Source organism: Methylobacterium sp. NEAU K, from assembly GCF_030700285.1.
GTDB lineage: Bacteria > Pseudomonadota > Alphaproteobacteria > Rhizobiales > Beijerinckiaceae > Methylobacterium.
In genome coordinates this window covers 92,086-108,805 of sequence record NZ_JAUYZJ010000009.1, presented here as the reverse complement: position 1 = coordinate 108,805, position 16,720 = coordinate 92,086, and the positions used below count along the sequence as shown (strand labels likewise).

Here is a 16,720-nt window from a genome sequence, read left to right as displayed (position 1 = left end):
TAAGGGCGCGCCTCTGCGGCGTCACCGCGGCTCAAGATACGCGCGAACCGTTGCCAAAAACTTCGCGACCGAGATGGGCTTCGACAGATAGGCCTCGCAGCCGCCTTCGCGGATCCGCTCCTCGTCCCCCTTCATGGCGAAGGCCGTGATGGCGATGACCGGAATGTCCTTGAGGTCGTCGTCCTCCTTGAGCCATTTGGTCACCTCCAGGCCGGAGACCTCGGGGAGCTGGATGTCCATGAGGATCAGGTCGGGATGATGCGCGCGGGCCAGCTCGATCGCCTCGATTCCGTGGGCGGTCTTGAGGGTCGCGTAGCCGTTCGCCTCCAAGAGGTCGTTGAACAGCTTCATGTTCAGTTCGTTGTCCTCGACGATCAGCACCGTCTTTTTCATGATCCGATGTCCCGGTGCGCGCCGATCATGATTAGCGGGCGGTGAAGCCCCTCCATCACCTTTGTAGCGATCACATGTTGATGAATGGCAAACCTCTTCAAGGGGATGAATCCGCGCAACGGCTCGCCCTCGACGTTCTGCTGTGGATCGCCGCCGAGGAGGACCGCCTCCTGCCCTTCCTGGCGGCGAGCGGGCTGGGCCCCGACACCCTGCGTGAGAGCGCCCGGGAGCCGGCCTTCCTGGCGGGCGTGCTCGACCACGTGATGGGCGACGAGAACGTGCTCGTCGCCTGCGCGGGGGCGCTCGCGGTCAAGCCGGAGCGGATCGCCGAGGCGTGGCGCAGGCTGTCGCCGCAGCCGGAGGATGACTGGGCGTGAGCCGATAACCGACGTCTCGTCACCCGCCTCGTCATCCCGGAGCCGCCGACGGCGCAAAACCTCGAACCGTCAGCGGGTCCGGAATGACGCGGCGGTTTCGGAACTGCCCGCCCTCAGGGCGTACAACCTTTGTCGCCATCCTTCGCGGCGGCCCGGCCGGCCTGCGCGTCGATGTCGAGGGCGGTCATGTCGCCCAGGATGGCGAAATCGCCGTAATCGAGCTTGAGCGCGCCGCTGACCCCGTTCTCGTAGAGGTCGAAGCCGAGGGTGTAGATCGGGGTCCGCTCCCCCTCCCCGGCCGTGTAGTAGCTCAGGCGCACAGGCCAGTGCGGCATGCCGGCGAGTGCGCCGTCGCGCAGGGGCTTGTCGCGGCCGGAGCCGGAAGCCGGGGCGAGCCCGGTCTCGGTGTGGCCGATCACCGCGAACGTGTCGTAGATCTTCCGGCCGTCGTCGGAGCCGTCGAACACCTTGGCGGAGACGGTCGACTGGCCGGCCCGCGCCGCCTCGATCAAGTGGCGCATGTGCTCGCTCGGGAACAGCACCGGCCCGTCCACGGTGAACGGCTTGGCCCCGCCCTTCAGCTTCACCGTCAGGGCGTCGCCCTGCTCCGAGGCGGTGCCGTCCACGGGGGCGGCGGGCTGGTTGTTGGTTAGCGTCGTCGTCTTGAACCGGAACTCGCGGCCCTTGCCGCCCTCGAAGGTGGTGCTGCGCATGTCGGACAGGCGCGGGCCGGTCTCGCCGGAGGAGAGTTCCGTCACCTGCCGGGTCAGCATGGTATAGCCGCGGCAGGCATCTCCCCGGAAATCGATCACGATCCGTCCGCGGGCGCTCTCCACCGAGCGGGTGCCGCCGCCCTCGGCGAGCGACAGGTCGTAGACGGCCCGGTGGTTGGCCAGCACGATCTCGGGCGCCTGGGCCTGCGGCTTGGCGTCGGAGGGCTCGGGCACGGCGGGTGCCGCGTTCGCGCCCCACGCTGAGACGAGAAGGCCGGCCGTCAGGAGACGCGAAAGGCGCAGGCGCATGGACAATTCCGGTTCAGCGTGCGGCAGGTAGCAGGCCACGGGAAACGGGCGATCCTCGGGCCGCGCCGCGGCCGGCATACGCCATCGGGCCCGGCTCCGTGCAAGCGTGCCGCGTTTTCCGCTCCCTGTCTACGACGGTCTCGGCCGTCCCGAAAGCGGCGGCGTCCCGGCTCGGCGCATCGGGCTTCGGATCGTCCGCGTCCGCACGGGAGGCCCAGACCCGCGTTCCACCGGGCTGGCGGCCGCAGGGCCGGGATCCGCCGGACCGTCTCGCTCCGGGCGCAGCTCACCGGTAGCCCTCGGCCTGCAGGGTGAACAGCTCGGCGTAGCGCCCGCCCCGATCCATCAGGGCGGCGTGGCTGCCCGCCTCCAGCACCCGGCCGCCCTCCAGGACGAGGATGCGGTCGGCCATGCGCACCGTGGAGAAGCGGTGCGAGATCAGCACCGCCGTGCGCCCCGCCGACAGCTCCCGGAACCGCGCGAAGACGTCGTGCTCGGCCCTTGCGTCGAGGGCAGCGGTCGGCTCGTCGAGGATCAGGATTTCGGCCTCGCGCATGTAGGCCCGGGACAGGGCGACCTTCTGCCACTCGCCCCCCGAGAGATCGAGGCCGCCCGCGAAGCGCTTGCCGAGCGGCTGGGCGTAGCGCAGGGGCAGGCGCTCGATCACCGGTGCGGCGAGCCCCCGGGCGGCGGCGGCGGCGATGCGGTCCTCGTCCCCGGCGGCCCCGATCCGCCCGACCGCGACGTTCTCGCCGGCGGTCAGGTCGAAGCGGACGAAATCCTGGAAGATCGCCCCGACCCGGGCCCGGAGCGCGTCGAGGTCGTAGGCCCCGAGCGGCAGGCCGTCGAGGAGGACCCGGCCCTCGTGGGGGTCGTAGAGCCGGGTCATCAGCTTGACGATCGTGGTCTTGCCGGCGCCGTTGCCGCCGACCAGCGCCACGGTCTCCCCGGCCCGCACCGCGAAGGACAGGCCGCGCAGAGCCCAGGTCTCCGTCCCGGGATAGCGGTAGCCGACATCCTCGAACACGAGGCCCTCCCGGATCGGGCTCGGCACCGGCACGGGCCGTGCCGGCGCGCGGATCTGCGGGCGGATCGCGAAGAACGAGAAGAAGTCGTCGAGGTACTGCGCCTGGCCGGTGATCTGGGTGAGGCCGAGCAGCAGCCCCTCGATGCCGCCGCGCAGGCGCTGGAAGGCGCCGGCCAGGAAGGCGAGATCGCCGATCGAGAACGACCCGGCCACCGTGCGCCAGACGATTACCGCGTAGGCGGCGTAATAGGCGAGCGTGCCGAGGCTCGCGAAGGCGAAGCCCCAGCGCGCCCGGGCTGCGGCGAGGCCGCGATTCTCCGCCAGCAGCTTGCCGGCGAGGTCGGCGTAGAGCGCGGTGATGTAGCCCGAGAGGCCGAAGAGCTTCACCTCCTTGGCGGTCTCCACGCTGGCGCCGAGGTAGCGCAGGTAGTCGATCCGCCGCCGCTCGGGGCTGCGGATCCAGGCGAGGCGATAGCCGGCCTTGGTGAAGTGCCACTCGTTGAGCAGGGCCGGCACCAGGGCGGCGGCGATCAGCACCACCAGCCAGGGCGTGAAGGCGGCCACGCCGGCGGTGAGCGAAGCCAGGGTCAGCAACGCCTGGAACTGTCCGAACACCGTGCCGATCAGCCCGGTGCGCCCGCTGACCTGCCGGCGCGCCCGTTCCAGCCGGTCCTGCTGCGCGCTGTCCTCGAACTGCGCGAGGTCGAGGGAGGCGGCGTGCTCCATCAGCCGCAGGGAGGCCGCGTTGGCGTAGAGGTCGCCGATCAGGGTCTCGGTCAGGCTCGCGAGGCGGCCGGTGAGGTCGGAGAGCAGGGCGAGGCCGAGTTCGGCGGCCACCAGCCCGGCGAGCCGTGCCCGCCCGGGATCGGCGAGCCAGTCCGCGAACCCCGCCCCCGGCGCCGGGTGCGCGTGCTCGGCCACGATGCCGTCGAGGATCAGCTTGGCGAGGTACAGCGACAGGATCGGCAGGCAGGCCGCCACCAGGCGCAGCCCCAAGCTCGCGGCGAGCAGGCGGGGGCTCGCGGCGGCGATCTCGCGGAACAGGGCCGGGAGGTAGCGGAGCGCCCCGAGGCGCTCGCCGAGGCGGGGCGTCAGGCCGGTCATCGCACCCGCGTTCCGGGCCGGCCTTCACGCGATCGCCTGTTGACGGCGCCGGCCCACCGGCCCGCGGCCTCGCCGGCCGGTTGGCCGGCGGGTGGGGAGAGCATATTCTCAGACCTTATAGTGAATTTCATCGTCGAGTGGTGCGTGCTCAGCGGCCCTGCAATCGTGCGAATTTCCGTCTTGCTGATCATTGCCGGCGTACTCGCGGCGCTGGTCCAGTACATGCTGCCGAGCCCGGCGCCCGTGCCCGCGCCGCAGGCCGAGGCGCCCGCAAGCCGTCGCTCGGCCGAGCCGCCTCCGCCGGAGGCCGCCCCGCCGGCACCGGCCGAGCCGGCTCCGGAGCCGGCGCCCCAGCCGGCCGCCCCGCCCGAGGGCGCGGGGGCGCCCCCCGGCCCGGCGCAGCAGATGCCGGCCGATGCCCTCGCCTTCCCGCCCGAGCCGGTCGCCCCCGAGGCCCCGGTCCAGCAGGGGCAGGCCGAGGTCGACCGGGCCGAGGACGCGACCGGCCCGCGGGCGTTCGCCATCCTCGACCTGAACACCGCCTCGGTCTCCGACCTCAACAAGCTGCGGGGCGGCGGCGCGATCGGCCGGGCGATCGTCGCCAAGCGGCCCTACACGTCGGTGGAGCAGCTCCTGTCGAAGCGCGTCCTCAGCCGGGCCGTCTACGACCGGATCAAGGATCAGGTCACAGTGCGCTGAGCTCGGAGCGATGGGCTCATCGCAGACAAGCCGCGTCTGCGATGTTTTGGATTCCGGCCGTCAGCGCAAGACCTTGAACTGCCGTTGGATCCGGATCCGGGCTCCGCTTCGCGGCCCCGGAAGGACACCGTGTCATGTCTGGCACCCGTTGCGGCCCCGCCCGATCGGTGTTCCTCATCGCCGCGGCGCGCCGCGGATCCAGGCCGCGGGCGGTGAGACGCCGCGTTCAGAGCTTCGTGCCGAAGATCTCCGCGACCTGCGGGATGTCCTTGTCGCCGCGACCGCAGAGATTGAGCACCATCAGGTGGTCGGCCGGGCGCTGCGGCGCCAGCTCCAGCACCTTGGAGAGGGCGTGGGCCGGCTCCAGCGCCGGGATGATGCCCTCCAGCATCGAGCAGAGCTTGAACGCCTCGAGGGCTTCGGTGTCCGTCGCCGAGATGTAGGTCACGCGACCCATCTCGTGCAGCCAGGCGTGCTCCGGGCCGATGCCGGGATAGTCGAGACCGGCCGAGATCGAGTGCGCGTCGGAGATCTGTCCGTCCGCGTCCATGAGCAGGTAGGTGCGGTTGCCGTGCAGCACCCCGGGCTTGCCGCCGGTGAGCGAGGCCGCGTGAAAGCCGGAATGCACCCCGTGGCCCGCCGCCTCGACCCCGAAGATCTCGACCTCGCGGTCGTCCAGGAACGGGTGGAACAGGCCCATGGCGTTGGAGCCGCCGCCGATGCAGGCGATGAGCGAATCGGGGAGGCGGCCCTCCTGGGCGATCATCTGCTCCCGGGTCTCGCGCCCGATCACCGACTGGAAGTCGCGGACCATGGCCGGATACGGATGCGGGCCGGCCACGGTGCCGATGCAGTAGAACGTGTCGGCGACGTTGGTGACCCAGTCGCGCAGGGCCTCGTTCATCGCGTCCTTGAGGGTCCGGGTGCCGGATTCCACCGGGATCACCTCGGCGCCGAGCATCTTCATCCGGAAGACGTTGGGCGCCTGCCGGGCGACGTCGACCGCGCCCATGTAGACCACGCATTTCAGGCCGAAGCGGGCGCAGAGCGTCGCGGTGGCGACGCCGTGCTGGCCGGCGCCGGTCTCGGCGATGATCCGCGGCTTGCCCATGCGGCGGGCCAGCAGGATCTGGCCCAGCACGTTGTTCACCTTGTGGGAGCCGGTATGGTTCAGCTCCTCGCGCTTGAAATAGACCTTGGCGCCTTGCCCGGCCGGCGCCTTGGCGCGCAAGTACTCGGTCAGCCGCTCGGCGTAGTAGAGCGGGCTCGGCCGGCCGATGTAGTGCGTGCCGTAGCTCGCCATGTCAGCCGCGAAGGCCGGATCCACCTTCGCGGCCTCGTAGGCCGCCTCCAGCTCGAGGATCATCGGCATCAGCGTCTCGGCCACGAAGCGGCCGCCGAAGATGCCGAAGCGGCCGCGCTCGTCGGGGCCGGTGCGGAAGGAGTTCGGTTCGGGGGCGATGGTCACGGGACGGATCCTGCGCGCGCGGAGTTCGATCTGTTGCCGGGTGCGTAGACCCATGCGGGCGCCGCCGCAATGCGGCCTCCCGCCCACGTAACCGGATCGCACCAGACGGCGAAAGGTCTGTCACATCGAGGCGCGCGCGTCTCGCAGGAGGATGGCATGGCTCGTCGCGACCTGATCCGCCCGATTTTCGGGGCTGCCCTGGGGCTCGGCCTCGCGGCGGCCGTCCTCATGCCACGCCTGCCGGCCTTCGCCGAGGCGGCCCCGCGACGCCTGCCGGAGGCCGCGACCCGGTCGAGCGAGGCACCGGGTCACCATGTCGCGATCTTCGCGGGAGGCTGCTTCTGGGGCGTCCAGGGGGTGTTCCAGCACGTGCGCGGGGTGAGCGGCGCGGTCTCGGGCTATGCCGGCGGCGCCCGCGCCGACGCGGATTACCGCACCGTCAGCGGCGGCGGGACCGGCCATGCCGAGGCCGTGGAGGTCACCTACGACCCGGCCGTGATCCGCTACGACGAGCTGCTGCGGATCTTCTTCTCGGTGGCGCTCGATCCGACCCAGGTGGACCGCCAAGGTCCGGACCAGGGGCGGCAGTACCGCTCGGCCCTGTTCCCCCGGGACGCCGGGCAGGCGCAGGTGGCCCGCGCCTACATCGCCCAGCTCGACGCGGCGAAGACCTATGCGCGGCCGATTGCCACCCGGATCGAGCCGGAGGCTTCGTTCTACCCGGCTGAAAGCTACCACCAGGATTTCCTGGCGCTGCACCCGGACCACCCCTACATCGCCGCCAACGACGCACCGAAGCTCGACGCCCTGATGCGCCTGTTCCCGGAGCGCGCGACGCCGGAACCGGTCCTGGTCAACCGGCCGCCGGCCTGAGCCGGGGCGGCCCGAGACGACAGCGTGGCCGCCACCCGGCGGACGAGCCTCTCGAGAGATGTCGCGGTTCCCTATTCCTCCGGCGGCCGCGGACGGCCGAAATCGGGCGCCGCGGTCTCCTGGCCCAAGGCCACGATGCTGCGCCGGATCGCCCGGGTGCGGGTGAACATCGCGTGCAGCGCGTCGCCGTCGCCCCAGCGCACCGCCTTGGCGAGCGCCGAGAGGTCCTCGTTGAACCGGCCGAGCATCTCCAGCACCGCGTCGCGGTTGTTGAGGAAGATGTCGCGCCACATGGTCGGGTCGGAAGCGGCGATGCGGGTGAAGTCGCGAAAGCCGCTCGCCGAGAACTTGATCACCTCGGACTGGGTCGCCGATTCCAGGTCGGCGGCGGTGCCGACGATGTTGTAGGCGATCAGGTGCGGCAGGTGGCTGGTGATCGCCAGAACGTGGTCGTGGTGCTCCGCGCTCATGGTCTCGACGTTGGCGCCCATTCCCTCCCACAGGGCCCGCACCCGCGCCACCGCGTCCGGATCCGTGCCCTCGGGCGGCGTCAGGATGCACCAGCGGCCGGTGAACAGGGTCGCGAACCCGGCATCCGGACCGGAGAACTCGGTGCCGGCGATCGGGTGGCCCGGGACCAGGGCGACGCCCTCGGGCAGGTGCGGCCGGATCGCCGCCACCACCGCACCCTTGACCGAGCCGACATCCGACAGGATCGCGCCGGGCTTGAGATAAGGGGCCATCTCGGCCGCGGCCGCGCCGATGGCGCCCACCGGCACGCACAGGATCACCAGGTCGGTGCCGGCCGCGCCCTCCGCCGGGTCGCCGGTGACGACATCGGCGATGCCGAGCTCCGCGACCCGGGCGCGCACGGCCGCGTCCCGGTCCACCGCGACGATCTCCCGGGCGAGCCCGTAGCGCCGGGCGGCCCGGGCGATCGAGGAGCCGATCAGCCCGAGGCCGACGATGGCCATCCGGCCGACGGGCGGGGTTCCGGTCTCAGGCAAGGAGGCTTCAGGCAAGGGTACGTCAGGCAAGGGCGCTTCAGGCATGGGAGCCCCGCACGAAGTCGCCGAGCGCGGCCAGGAAAGCGGTGTTGGCCTCGGCGCCCGCCACCGTCACCCGCAGGGCGTTCGGCAGCCCGTAGGCGGCGACGCGGCGCGTGATCAAGCCGCGCTCGGTGAGGAAGGCATCGGCGTCGGCCGCCGAGCGGCCCGGCGCGTCGGGGAAGTGGACCAGCACGAAGTTCGCCACGCTCGGCGTCACCGTCAGCCCCAGGGCGCGCGCGCCCTCGGTGAGCTTCGGCAGCCACTCCGCGTTGTGGGCCGCGGCCGCCGCCATGTGGGCCTCGTCGGCGATGGCGGCCGAGCCCGCCGCGATCGCCGGCCCCGAGACGTTGAACGGCCCGCGGATCCGGTTGACCGCGTCGGCCACGTGGACCGGCGCCACCATCCAGCCGATCCGCACGGCGGCGAGCCCGTGGATCTTCGAGAAGGTCCGGGTCATCACGACGTTCTCGGCCTCGAGGGCCAGTTCCAGGCCGGCCGAGTAGTCGTTCGCCCGCACGTACTCGGCATAGGCGCCGTCGATCACCAGCAGCACGTGCGGCGGCAGGCCCGCATGCAGGCGGCGGATCTCGTCGAACGGCAGGTAGGTGCCGGTCGGGTTGTTCGGGTTGGTGACATAGACGATCCGGGTGCGCTCGGTGACCCGGGCCAGAATGGCGTCGACGTCGACGGTCAGGTCCTGCTCCGGCGCCACCACGGGCGTGCCGCCCGAGGCCAGGATCGCGATCCGGTAGACCAGGAACCCGTGCTCCGAATAGATGCCCTCGGCCCCCGGCCCGCAATACGCGTAGGCCAGCAGGGAGAGCAGCTCGTCCGAACCCGCGCCGCAGACGATCCGCTCGGGATCGAGCCCGTAGCGCCGGGCGATGGCCGTGCGCAGCACCGTCGCCCGCCCATCCGGGTAGGTCTCCAGCTTGGCGGTGGCCTCGTGCAGCGCCGCGAGCGCGGCCGGGCTCGGGCCGAGCGGCGTCTCGTTGGACGAGAGCTTGTAGACCTTGCCGGCGCCGGGGCGCCCGCTCTTGCCGGGCACGTAGGTGTCGATCGCCAGGACGCCGGGGCGCGGTTCCGGGCGGGCGAGGGAGGGGGCGGACATGCGTGTGCGACTCGGATGCGCGGGCAGGGTTTGGCTTCCCGCGTCCGTCTACAGCATTTCCTCCGCCGGTGAAGCCGCAGGGGCCTGCGCCGCCGCGCCCCGGGGCGGCTGCCGCCGGCACGGGACACGCACTGGTTGCCACGCGGGCCGTCGCTATCTTTCCTGGATCCCGACGCGACAAGGACGGATCCCATGCCCCTCGAACGCTACCTGGGCGGCGGCGCCCATATCCTGCCCGCCGACGAAAGCCTGATCCGCTTCGCGATGACGAACGGCGAGCGGGTGATCGGCATCGACGTGCCGATCCCGGTGCTGCGCCGGCACTTCGGCGCCGGGGCCGACATCGCCCCCCTGGACCTGTTCGCCCGCAACCAGGCGGCGATCGAGGCGGCCGCCAGCCGGGCCTACGACCAGACCGAGACGCCGAACGACCTCCTCGACATGGGGCCGGAGGATTTCGAGGCGGGGCCAGCTCCGGCCAAGCTCTGATCCCTAAGGTCGGACTGCGCGCGGCGCGGCCAGACGGCGATGCGCAAATGCCGCGGGGCACTCGCCACGTTTCGGCCTGTTGATCCCGGAGAAGGGGCCGCGTCGGGCGCGTCGCGCCCCGCGTCCACCTCGACGGATCGACGATGCCCGGTGACCTGATCCCCTGCAGCCTGTTCCTGATCGGGATCCTCACCTCGGTCGCCGCGGATTTCCGCCTCCGCCGCGTCGACGCAGCGCCCTGGTCGAACGGGTGCATCACCGCGGCCGGTGCGGCCTTGGTGTTCTTCGCCTGCGCGGCCGCGATCCGCTGAGGAACCGGCAGGTCCCGCGTGGATTTCCCCAGCCGTGATCCAGGGCCGCGGCGGGTGCGCGGCGGGCGCGGCGAGGTCTTCATGGTTTCGATCCAGGCGATCGTCGGCTGCGCGCTCGTCCTGACCGGGCTCAGCATCGAGAGCATGGCGAGCCGGCACTGGCGTTCCGGCGTCCACGCCGACCGGCTGGATGCCCGCGCGGCTCTGGCCCTCGGCCTTCCCGCGCTGGGACTGGCGCTCATGGCCGCCCCGACCGTGTGAGGCCCCCGGCGCGCGTGCCCCTTCGCACCGTGGAGCTCGGCCGTTCACGGTAGGCCTTCGTCATCGGGACAGGGAGGCAGACCATGGACGCGATCTTCGGCGTGATTCTGGACGGCGCGGCCGCGGCGGCGCACGCCGCGTTCGAGGTGGTGATGCAAGCCGTGCCGGCCCAGGCCGTTTGCGAGGTGGCCGCCTCGGCGCTGCCGACCGAAGCGTCCGCCGCGCCGGGGCCCGCCGCGCCGACGGACCCGGCCGGGCGCCGCGACGGCGTGTGAGCCGATCGGTCCCGGCCGGGACGCCGAACGGGGCGCCCTGCGCCGGCCGCGTGCGTTGACGCTCGCGGCCCGGAGCATTACCTCCCGTCTTCGCTGGCCGCGCCGGGCGAGTGCGGCCCATCAGGCGGCACCGTGCTCTCCGGTTCGGACCGGGATCGCCGACACACGGTCGTCTAGACCCGCCATGGACAGCCAACCGGACACCGCCCTGCGGCCGGACCCGATCGATGAGCCGGCCCGGCGCGCATCCGAGCCGTCGCAGGCGCTCGACCCGAAGAGCCCGGTCATGCGCTTCGGCCTGGACGAGCCGCTCCTGACCGATGCCGGCGTCGAGCTGGCGCCCTTCCAGATCGCCTACCAGACCGCCGGCACCCTCAACGCCGCGCGCTCCAACGCGGTGCTGATCTGCCACGCGCTGACCGGCGACCAGCATTTCGCCCACACCCATCCGGTCACCGGCAAGCCCGGCTGGTGGGAGACGCTGGTCGGCCCCGGCAAGCCGGTCGACACCGACCGCTACTTCGTCGTCTGCTCGAACGTGATCGGCTCCTGCATGGGCTCCACCGGCCCGGCCTCGATCGACCCGGCGACGGGGCGGCCCTACGGGCTGAACTTCCCGCTCGTGACGATCCGCGACATGGTCCGCGCCCAGGCGATGCTGCTCGAGCGGCTCGGCATCCGCGACCTGTTCCTGTGCATCGGCGGCTCGATGGGCGGCATGCAGGTGCTGCAATGGGCCGCGCTCTATCCCGAGCGCGTCTTCGCCGCGATGCCGATCGCGACGGGCGCCAGGCACTCCGCGCAGAACATCGCCTTCCACGAGGTCGGCCGGCAGGCGATCATGGCCGACCCGGCCTGGGCCGACGGGCGCTACCTCGAGGAGGGCACCCGGCCTTCCAAGGGCCTCGGCGTCGCCCGGATGGGCGCGCACATCACCTACCTGTCGGAGCCGGCGCTGCACCGGAAGTTCGGCCGGCGCTTCCAGGGCGGCTCGGCGCCGACCTTCTCGTTCAACGCCGATTTCCAGATCGAGAGCTATCTGCGCCATCAGGGCCTGAGCTTCGTCGAGCGGTTCGACGCCAACGCGTATCTCTACCTGACCCGGGCGATGGACTATTTCGACCTCGCCGAGGACCATGGCGGCGTGCTCGCCAACGCCTTCCGGGGGACCAAGACCCGCTTCTGCGTGATCTCCTTCACGTCGGACTGGCTGTTCCCCACGGCCGATTCGCGGGTGATCGTGCACGCGCTGAACGCCGCGGCCGCGCCGGTCGCCTTCGTGGAGGTCGAGACCGACAAGGGCCACGACGCCTTTCTGCTCGACGAACCGGCGATGTTCTCCGCCGCCCGCGGCTTCATCGACGCCGCCGCCCGGGCGCGCGGCCTGTGACGGGCTCGGCCCTGAACAAGTCCGCGCACGGCGTGCCGTGGGAGACCGCCGACGCCCTGCCCCACACCGCCGAGGGCGGCGGCGCGCGCGTCGACCACATCGTGGTGCTCGGCCTCGTGCCGGCCGGCGCGCGCGTCCTCGACATCGGCTGCGGCGACGGCTCGCTGCTGGCGCTCCTGCGCGACCGGCGCGGCATCGACGGCCGCGGGATCGAACTGTCCCGGGACGGGGTCAATGCCTGCCTGGCCCGGGGCCTCTCGGTGATCCAGGGCGACGCCGACACCGACCTCGCCAACTACCCGGACGACGCCTTCGACGTGGTCGTGCTGTCCCAGACCATCCAGGCGACCCGCAATCCCCGGATCGTGCTGGAGCACCTGCTGCGCATCGGCCGGCAGGTGATCATCTCGTTCCCGAATTTCGGGCATTGGCGGGTCCGGACCGAGCTGGCCCTGCGGGGCCGCATGCCGGTCACCGAGATCATGCCGGATGCCTGGTGGGAGACGCCCAACATCCACCACTGCACCATCCGCGACTTCGTCGGCCTGTGCCGCCTCATCGGCGCCCGGATCGAGACCGCCGCTGCGCTCGACGCCCGCGGCCGGCCGATGCGCTTCTCGATGCCCTGGTGGGTGTGGAACCTGTTCGGCGCGCAAGGGGTGTTCCTGCTCCGGCGGGAGCCGGAATAGGGCGCGGAGCCGTCGTCCGCGCGGCGCCAGGCGAGGCGCGGGTTCCCGCTCCGGGGAGGGCTCGTTCGGGACCGGCCTGCCCCGGGGCCGTCGCTGCCGGCGCCGGGACGGAGGGGTCGCCCGGACGTCAACGCAGGGCGCGGCATTTTGAGCGGCGACCGCGCGCAGTCCGGCGCTCCCGCTCGCCGAGATCATCCAGAAATAGAATAGAAACCAAGCTTGGCTATTTCTGATCGCGATCCCGTGATCGGGTCGTGATTACGGATCTGCTCGGCTATCGCCCCAGACAAGCTCGTCCAGGCTGCGGCTTTGGACTGTGATCTGCCGGGCGAAAGACTTGCCGAGATCGCAGGATCCATCCAGGGCATCAGCAAACGTGCGACGCGCGATCGTTCACATCGGGATGCCGCGGACCGGCTCGACCTCGTTCCAGGAGGTGCTGGCCCGCCTGCGGCCGCAGCTCCCGTCGGTCGGGATCTGCTATCCGAAGCTCGCCCCGCCGGGCTCCCCGGAGAGCAGCGACGTCAACCATCATCGCCTCGGCCAGGCGCTGGACCGGCGCCGTCCGGCCGCGGAGCGCCGGGACGGCCTCGCGCGCCTGGACGCGGTCCTGGCCGGCACGCAGGCCGATACGGTCATCCTCTCCTACGAGGACTTCGCCGTGCAGCGGCCGCGCTGGCAGGTCCCCGCCATCCTGCGCGAGACCTTCGCGCGCCACGGCTTCGCCCTGGAGGTGGCGCTCGTGGTCAAGCCGCAGGGCGAGCAGCTGGCCTCCGCCTACGCCCTGCGCGCGCAGGTTCTCGGGGAGGCCCGGACCTTCCGCGACTTCGTGCGGCACGAGGGGTTCTCGGGGCGCTACGATTACGCGGCCCGGCTCGAACCCTGGCGACAGGCCGCCGACGGGCGGGTCGTCGCCCTGCCCCTGGGCGACCGCCGCTCCGACGCGCCTCTGCTCGCGCGCCTGATCGACGGCCTCGGCCTCGGCGCTCGCCTCGCCCCGCTCCTTCTCCCCACCGACCCGGACTACCGGACGAACCGGAGCGCGGGCCCGATCGCGGTCGAGGCCGCCCGCCGCCTGCGCGGGCTCGGCGTCCACCGGCAGGTCATCGGGCATCCGCGGCTGCTCGGCCATTTCCTCGACCACTGGGCCTGGGACCGCGGGCTCGACGCGGAGCGGTTCCGGGGGGACGCACCCGAGGCGCTGGCGCGGGTCGCGGCCCACCACGCCGCCTCGAACGCGCGCCTTGCCGCCGCCTGCTGGGGCCGGCCCTGGGACGCGGTCGTCGCCCGGGCGCCCGCCGCCCCACCGAACGAGATCGCCGGGCGCCCGATCGCCCCGGAGACGGAGGCGCAGGTCGGCGCGCTGGTGGAGGCCGCGAAGGCGCACGCCGCCTTCCGGGCGCCGCCCGCATGGCGCCGGCGGGCGGAAGGCCTGTTCGAGCGGATCGGGGAGCGTCTTGCCGAAGCGGCCGGCTATCCGGCCTGGCGTGTCCCTTAGGCGTGGATAGGGGCGTCGTGCAGAAAATTCCGACCGGCATCACCTGGCACCGGCTCCAGCCCCGGGAGGACCGTTGGGCATTGCTGGGCCAGGCGCCGGTGATCGCGTGGCTGACCGGCCTGTCGGGGGCCGGGAAGTCCACCATCGCGGCCGCCGCCGACCGGACCCTGATCGCGGGCGGCCGGCACAGCGCCGTCCTCGACGGCGACAACCTGCGCCACGGACTCAACGCCGACCTCGCCTTCTCGCCGGAGGACCGGTCCGAGAACGTCCGGCGCACCGCCGAGGTCGCCCGGCTGATGGCCGAGGCGGGCTCGATCGTGATCGTCTCGCTGATCTCGCCCTATCGCGCCGACCGCGCGCTGGCCCGGCGGATCGCCGCCGACATCCCGTTTCTGGAGGTGTTCGTCGATACGCCGCTGGGCCTGTGCGAGGCCCGCGACCCGAAGGGCCTGTACCGGCTGGCGCGCGCCGGCCGGATCGAGGGCTTCACCGGCATATCCGCGCCCTACGAGGCGCCGGAGCGGCCGGACCTCACCATCCCGACGCAGGACCGCGCCACGGAGGATTCCGCCCTGGCGCTGAGCCGGTTGCTCCTGCGCCTCAGCCGCCCGATGGAGGGCAGGACACCGAAGCCCCGGCGGTGAGCCGGCCCGTCGGCCGGTTCAGTCCGGCCAACTCAGTTCGGCCGACAGCCCGCCCATCTCCGAGCGCCCGAACGTGATCTGCGCGCCCGCGGCCTCGGCCACGTCCCGGGCGATGGCGATGCCGAAGCCGGTGCCCGGGCGGCTCTCGTCCCAGCGCTGGCCGCGGCCGATGCCCGCGATGGCCGCGTCGCTCATGCCGGGGCCGTCATCCTCGACCGTGAGCCGCAGGCACCCGGACTCGGATCGCCCGGAGACCCGGACCCGCCGGTGTGCCCACTTGCGGGCATTGTCGAGGAGGTTGCCCAGCACCTCCATCAGCTCGCCCTCCTCCCCCGGATAGGCGAACGCGTCCGGCACGGCGATCTGCCAGTCCAGGGAATCGCCCTCCGGCAGCCGGCGCAGGGTCGCGACCAGGCGCTCGGCCACCGGGGCGATGCGGCAGGCCCGCCGCCGGAGGTCGCCGGCCGGGGCGATCCGGGCCCGGGCCAGAGCGCGCTCGACCTGGCCGCCCATCGCCCGGGCCTGCTCGGCGATCTCGGTCGACAGGCCTGGATCGGCCGATCCGGTCCGGCGCGCCAGGGCGTCGAGCACCGCGAGCGGCGTCTTCAGCCCGTGGGCCATGTCGGCCGCTGCGGCCCGGGCCCGGATCAGGGCCCGCTCCTGCGCATCCAGCAGCCGGTTGAGGTCGGCCACCAGCGGCCGGACCTCGTCGGGGAAGTGCTCCGGCAGCCGGGTCCGCGTTCCGGCATGGACCGCGCCGAGATCCTCCTGCAGCAGCCGGAACGGGGCGAGCGCCCGGTGCACGAACAGCCACATGGCGAGGGTAAGCACCAGGAACAGCGCCGCCAGCGCCGGGATCAGCAGGCGCAGGAACGTCGCCCGGCTCGCCGCCAGGCCGCGCCGGTCCTCCGCCACGATGACACGCAGCCCGGTCTCGGCGCCGCGCGGCCCGATCTCCAGGGGGCGCGCGATGGCGATCAGCCGGCCCCCGTCGGGCCCGGTAGCGTCCACGGTCGCCGGGGCCTGGCCGCCGGCAGCCGCCTGACCCAGGTCGAGGCGCCTGTCCCAGAGCGAGCGCGACCGCAGGACGTGCGGGCCCGCCTCGACCTGCCAGTAGAGGCCGCCGTAGGGGGTGGCGAAGCGCGGGTCCGGCGGCTCCCGCGACACCGTCGGGCTGCCGTCCGGCGCGAGGCCGACGCGGCCGGCGATGAGCTTGGCGGTCCGGTCCAGCTCGTCGGCGGTGCGCGCGTCGAGCACCCGGTCGAGGATCACCGTCAGGCCGGCGCCGGCGAGCAGCAGGGCCAGCGCGATCAGGGCCGCCGCCGCGAGGCCGAGACGCAGGCGCAGGGAGTCGCGCCTCACGTCCCCTCCGCCGCGGGGACGCGGTAGCCCTGGCCGCGCCGGGTCTCGATCACCCCCGGCCCGAGCTTGCGGCGCAGGCGGGTCAGCAGCGCCTCAAGGGCATTCGCCTCGCGTTCGGTCCCGACCCCGTGGAGGTGGTCGAGCACCTCGCCCGCCGGCACGACCTGCCCCTGCCGGTGCAGCAGGAAGGCCAGGAGGCGGTATTCGAGGGCGGTCAGCTCGGTCGGCCGGCCCGCGACGCTGACCGCCCGGGTGCGGGTGTCGAGTTCGACCGCGCCGGCCCGGAGCACCGGCGAGGCGTGGCCGGCGGTCCGCCGCAGGATCGCCCGCAGGCGGGCGACCAGCTCCTCCATCCGGAACGGCTTGACCAGGTAGTCGTCGGCGCCGGCATCGATGCCCTCGACGCGCTCGCGCCAGCCGTCCCGGGCGGTGAGGATCAGCACCGGCACCGTCACCTCGGCGGCGCGCAGCCGGCGCAGCACGCCGAGGCCGTCGAGGCGCGGCAGGCCGAGGTCCAGCACCATCGCGTCGTAGGGCTCGACCTCGGCGCGGAACCATGCCGCCTCGCCATCGCAGACCACGTCGGCGACGTAGCCGGCGAGCTCCAGCCCGCGCTTCACGTCCGCGGCGATGCGCGGCTCGTCCTCGACCACTAGGACGCGCACGGCCCGCTCC

At 72.7% G+C, this 16,720-nt stretch carries 19 protein-coding genes; 11 read left to right on the top strand and 8 right to left on the bottom strand.

Annotation, left to right across the window (positions count from 1 at the left end):
* Positions 1 to 21: 21 nt before the first annotated feature.
* Positions 22 to 393: a response regulator gene (locus tag Q8W67_RS09920; protein WP_243945167.1), complete on the bottom strand. Its 372-nt coding sequence runs from the start codon at positions 391 to 393 to the stop codon at positions 22 to 24.
* An 80-nt stretch (positions 394 to 473) separates the two neighbouring features.
* Between Q8W67_RS09920 and Q8W67_RS09915 the strand changes: the two genes are divergently transcribed.
* Positions 474 to 770, top strand: coding sequence for a DUF3572 domain-containing protein (locus Q8W67_RS09915; protein ID WP_305544520.1), 297 nt, complete (start codon positions 474 to 476; stop codon positions 768 to 770).
* Positions 771 to 883: 113 nt separating this feature from the next.
* Here the strand turns inward: Q8W67_RS09915 and Q8W67_RS09910 are convergent, their stop codons facing one another.
* Positions 884 to 1,792: a cell envelope integrity EipB family protein gene (locus Q8W67_RS09910; protein ID WP_305544508.1), complete on the bottom strand. Its 909-nt coding sequence runs from the start codon at positions 1,790 to 1,792 to the stop codon at positions 884 to 886.
* A 286-nt stretch (positions 1,793 to 2,078) separates the two neighbouring features.
* Positions 2,079 to 3,923 (bottom strand): ABC transporter ATP-binding protein, encoded by a 1,845-nt coding sequence (locus Q8W67_RS09905; protein WP_305544505.1) that lies wholly within the window; start codon positions 3,921 to 3,923, stop codon positions 2,079 to 2,081.
* A 180-nt stretch (positions 3,924 to 4,103) separates the two neighbouring features.
* Between Q8W67_RS09905 and Q8W67_RS09900 the strand changes: the two genes are divergently transcribed.
* Entirely contained in the window at positions 4,104 to 4,622 is a 519-nt protein-coding gene (locus tag Q8W67_RS09900; protein ID WP_370693850.1) for a helix-hairpin-helix domain-containing protein, read from the top strand.
* Positions 4,623 to 4,848: 226 nt separating this feature from the next.
* Here the strand turns inward: Q8W67_RS09900 and trpB are convergent, their stop codons facing one another.
* The gene (trpB, locus tag Q8W67_RS09895; RefSeq protein ID WP_305544502.1) at positions 4,849 to 6,090 is read right to left on the bottom strand and encodes a tryptophan synthase subunit beta; all 1,242 of its coding nucleotides are present in this window, start codon (positions 6,088 to 6,090) and stop codon (positions 4,849 to 4,851) included.
* A gap of 156 nt (positions 6,091 to 6,246) precedes the next feature.
* Between trpB and msrA the strand changes: the two genes are divergently transcribed.
* Entirely contained in the window at positions 6,247 to 6,963 is a 717-nt protein-coding gene (gene msrA, locus Q8W67_RS09890) for a peptide-methionine (S)-S-oxide reductase MsrA (protein ID WP_305544499.1), read from the top strand.
* A gap of 71 nt (positions 6,964 to 7,034) precedes the next feature.
* Here msrA and Q8W67_RS09885 read toward each other — a convergent pair whose 3' ends face one another.
* Together Q8W67_RS09885 and Q8W67_RS09880 are read right to left on the bottom strand one after the other, a co-directional pair.
* A complete protein-coding gene (locus tag Q8W67_RS09885) occupies positions 7,035 to 7,937 on the bottom strand; it encodes a prephenate/arogenate dehydrogenase family protein (RefSeq protein ID WP_305544696.1) in 903 nt (300 codons plus the stop codon).
* 70 nt (positions 7,938 to 8,007) lie between these two features.
* Positions 8,008 to 9,123: a histidinol-phosphate transaminase gene (locus Q8W67_RS09880; RefSeq protein ID WP_305544496.1), complete on the bottom strand. Its 1,116-nt coding sequence runs from the start codon at positions 9,121 to 9,123 to the stop codon at positions 8,008 to 8,010.
* 192 nt (positions 9,124 to 9,315) lie between these two features.
* Between Q8W67_RS09880 and Q8W67_RS09875 the strand changes: the two genes are divergently transcribed.
* The 8 genes from Q8W67_RS09875 to cysC all read left to right on the top strand — a co-directional run bounded on the left by Q8W67_RS09875 (position 9,316) and on the right by cysC (position 14,683).
* A complete protein-coding gene (locus Q8W67_RS09875; RefSeq protein WP_305544493.1) occupies positions 9,316 to 9,612 on the top strand; it encodes a hypothetical protein in 297 nt (98 codons plus the stop codon).
* 143 nt (positions 9,613 to 9,755) lie between these two features.
* The gene (locus Q8W67_RS09870; RefSeq protein ID WP_305544491.1) at positions 9,756 to 9,923 is read left to right on the top strand and encodes a hypothetical protein; all 168 of its coding nucleotides are present in this window, start codon (positions 9,756 to 9,758) and stop codon (positions 9,921 to 9,923) included.
* Between the two features lie 18 nt (positions 9,924 to 9,941).
* Entirely contained in the window at positions 9,942 to 10,184 is a 243-nt protein-coding gene (locus Q8W67_RS09865) for a hypothetical protein (protein WP_305544488.1), read from the top strand.
* 83 nt (positions 10,185 to 10,267) lie between these two features.
* Complete coding sequence (locus Q8W67_RS09860; protein ID WP_305544485.1) at positions 10,268 to 10,459, top strand: hypothetical protein; 192 nt, start codon at positions 10,268 to 10,270, stop codon at positions 10,457 to 10,459.
* Between the two features lie 184 nt (positions 10,460 to 10,643).
* Positions 10,644 to 11,849, top strand: a complete 1,206-nt coding sequence (locus Q8W67_RS09855) for a homoserine O-acetyltransferase (protein ID WP_305544483.1) — start codon at positions 10,644 to 10,646, stop codon at positions 11,847 to 11,849.
* Positions 11,846 to 12,538 carry a methionine biosynthesis protein MetW gene (gene metW / locus Q8W67_RS09850; protein WP_305544480.1) on the top strand — a complete coding sequence of 231 codons (693 nt, stop codon included), beginning with the start codon at positions 11,846 to 11,848 and terminating at the stop codon, positions 12,536 to 12,538. Before Q8W67_RS09855 ends, metW begins: the two co-directional genes overlap by 4 nt.
* A 376-nt stretch (positions 12,539 to 12,914) precedes the next feature.
* Positions 12,915 to 14,036 (top strand): hypothetical protein, encoded by a 1,122-nt coding sequence (locus tag Q8W67_RS09845; RefSeq protein ID WP_305544478.1) that lies wholly within the window; start codon positions 12,915 to 12,917, stop codon positions 14,034 to 14,036.
* A 26-nt stretch (positions 14,037 to 14,062) separates the two neighbouring features.
* Entirely contained in the window at positions 14,063 to 14,683 is a 621-nt protein-coding gene (cysC, locus tag Q8W67_RS09840; protein WP_305544693.1) for an adenylyl-sulfate kinase, read from the top strand.
* A gap of 18 nt (positions 14,684 to 14,701) precedes the next feature.
* Here the strand turns inward: cysC and Q8W67_RS09835 are convergent, their stop codons facing one another.
* On the bottom strand, positions 14,702 to 16,045 hold the full coding sequence (locus Q8W67_RS09835) for an ATP-binding protein (RefSeq protein ID WP_305544475.1): 1,344 nt from the start codon (positions 16,043 to 16,045) through the stop codon (positions 14,702 to 14,704).
* Positions 16,042 to 16,710, bottom strand: a complete 669-nt coding sequence (locus Q8W67_RS09830; RefSeq protein WP_305544472.1) for a response regulator transcription factor — start codon at positions 16,708 to 16,710, stop codon at positions 16,042 to 16,044. Before Q8W67_RS09830 ends, Q8W67_RS09835 begins: the two co-directional genes overlap by 4 nt.
* Positions 16,711 to 16,720 lie beyond the last annotated feature (10 nt).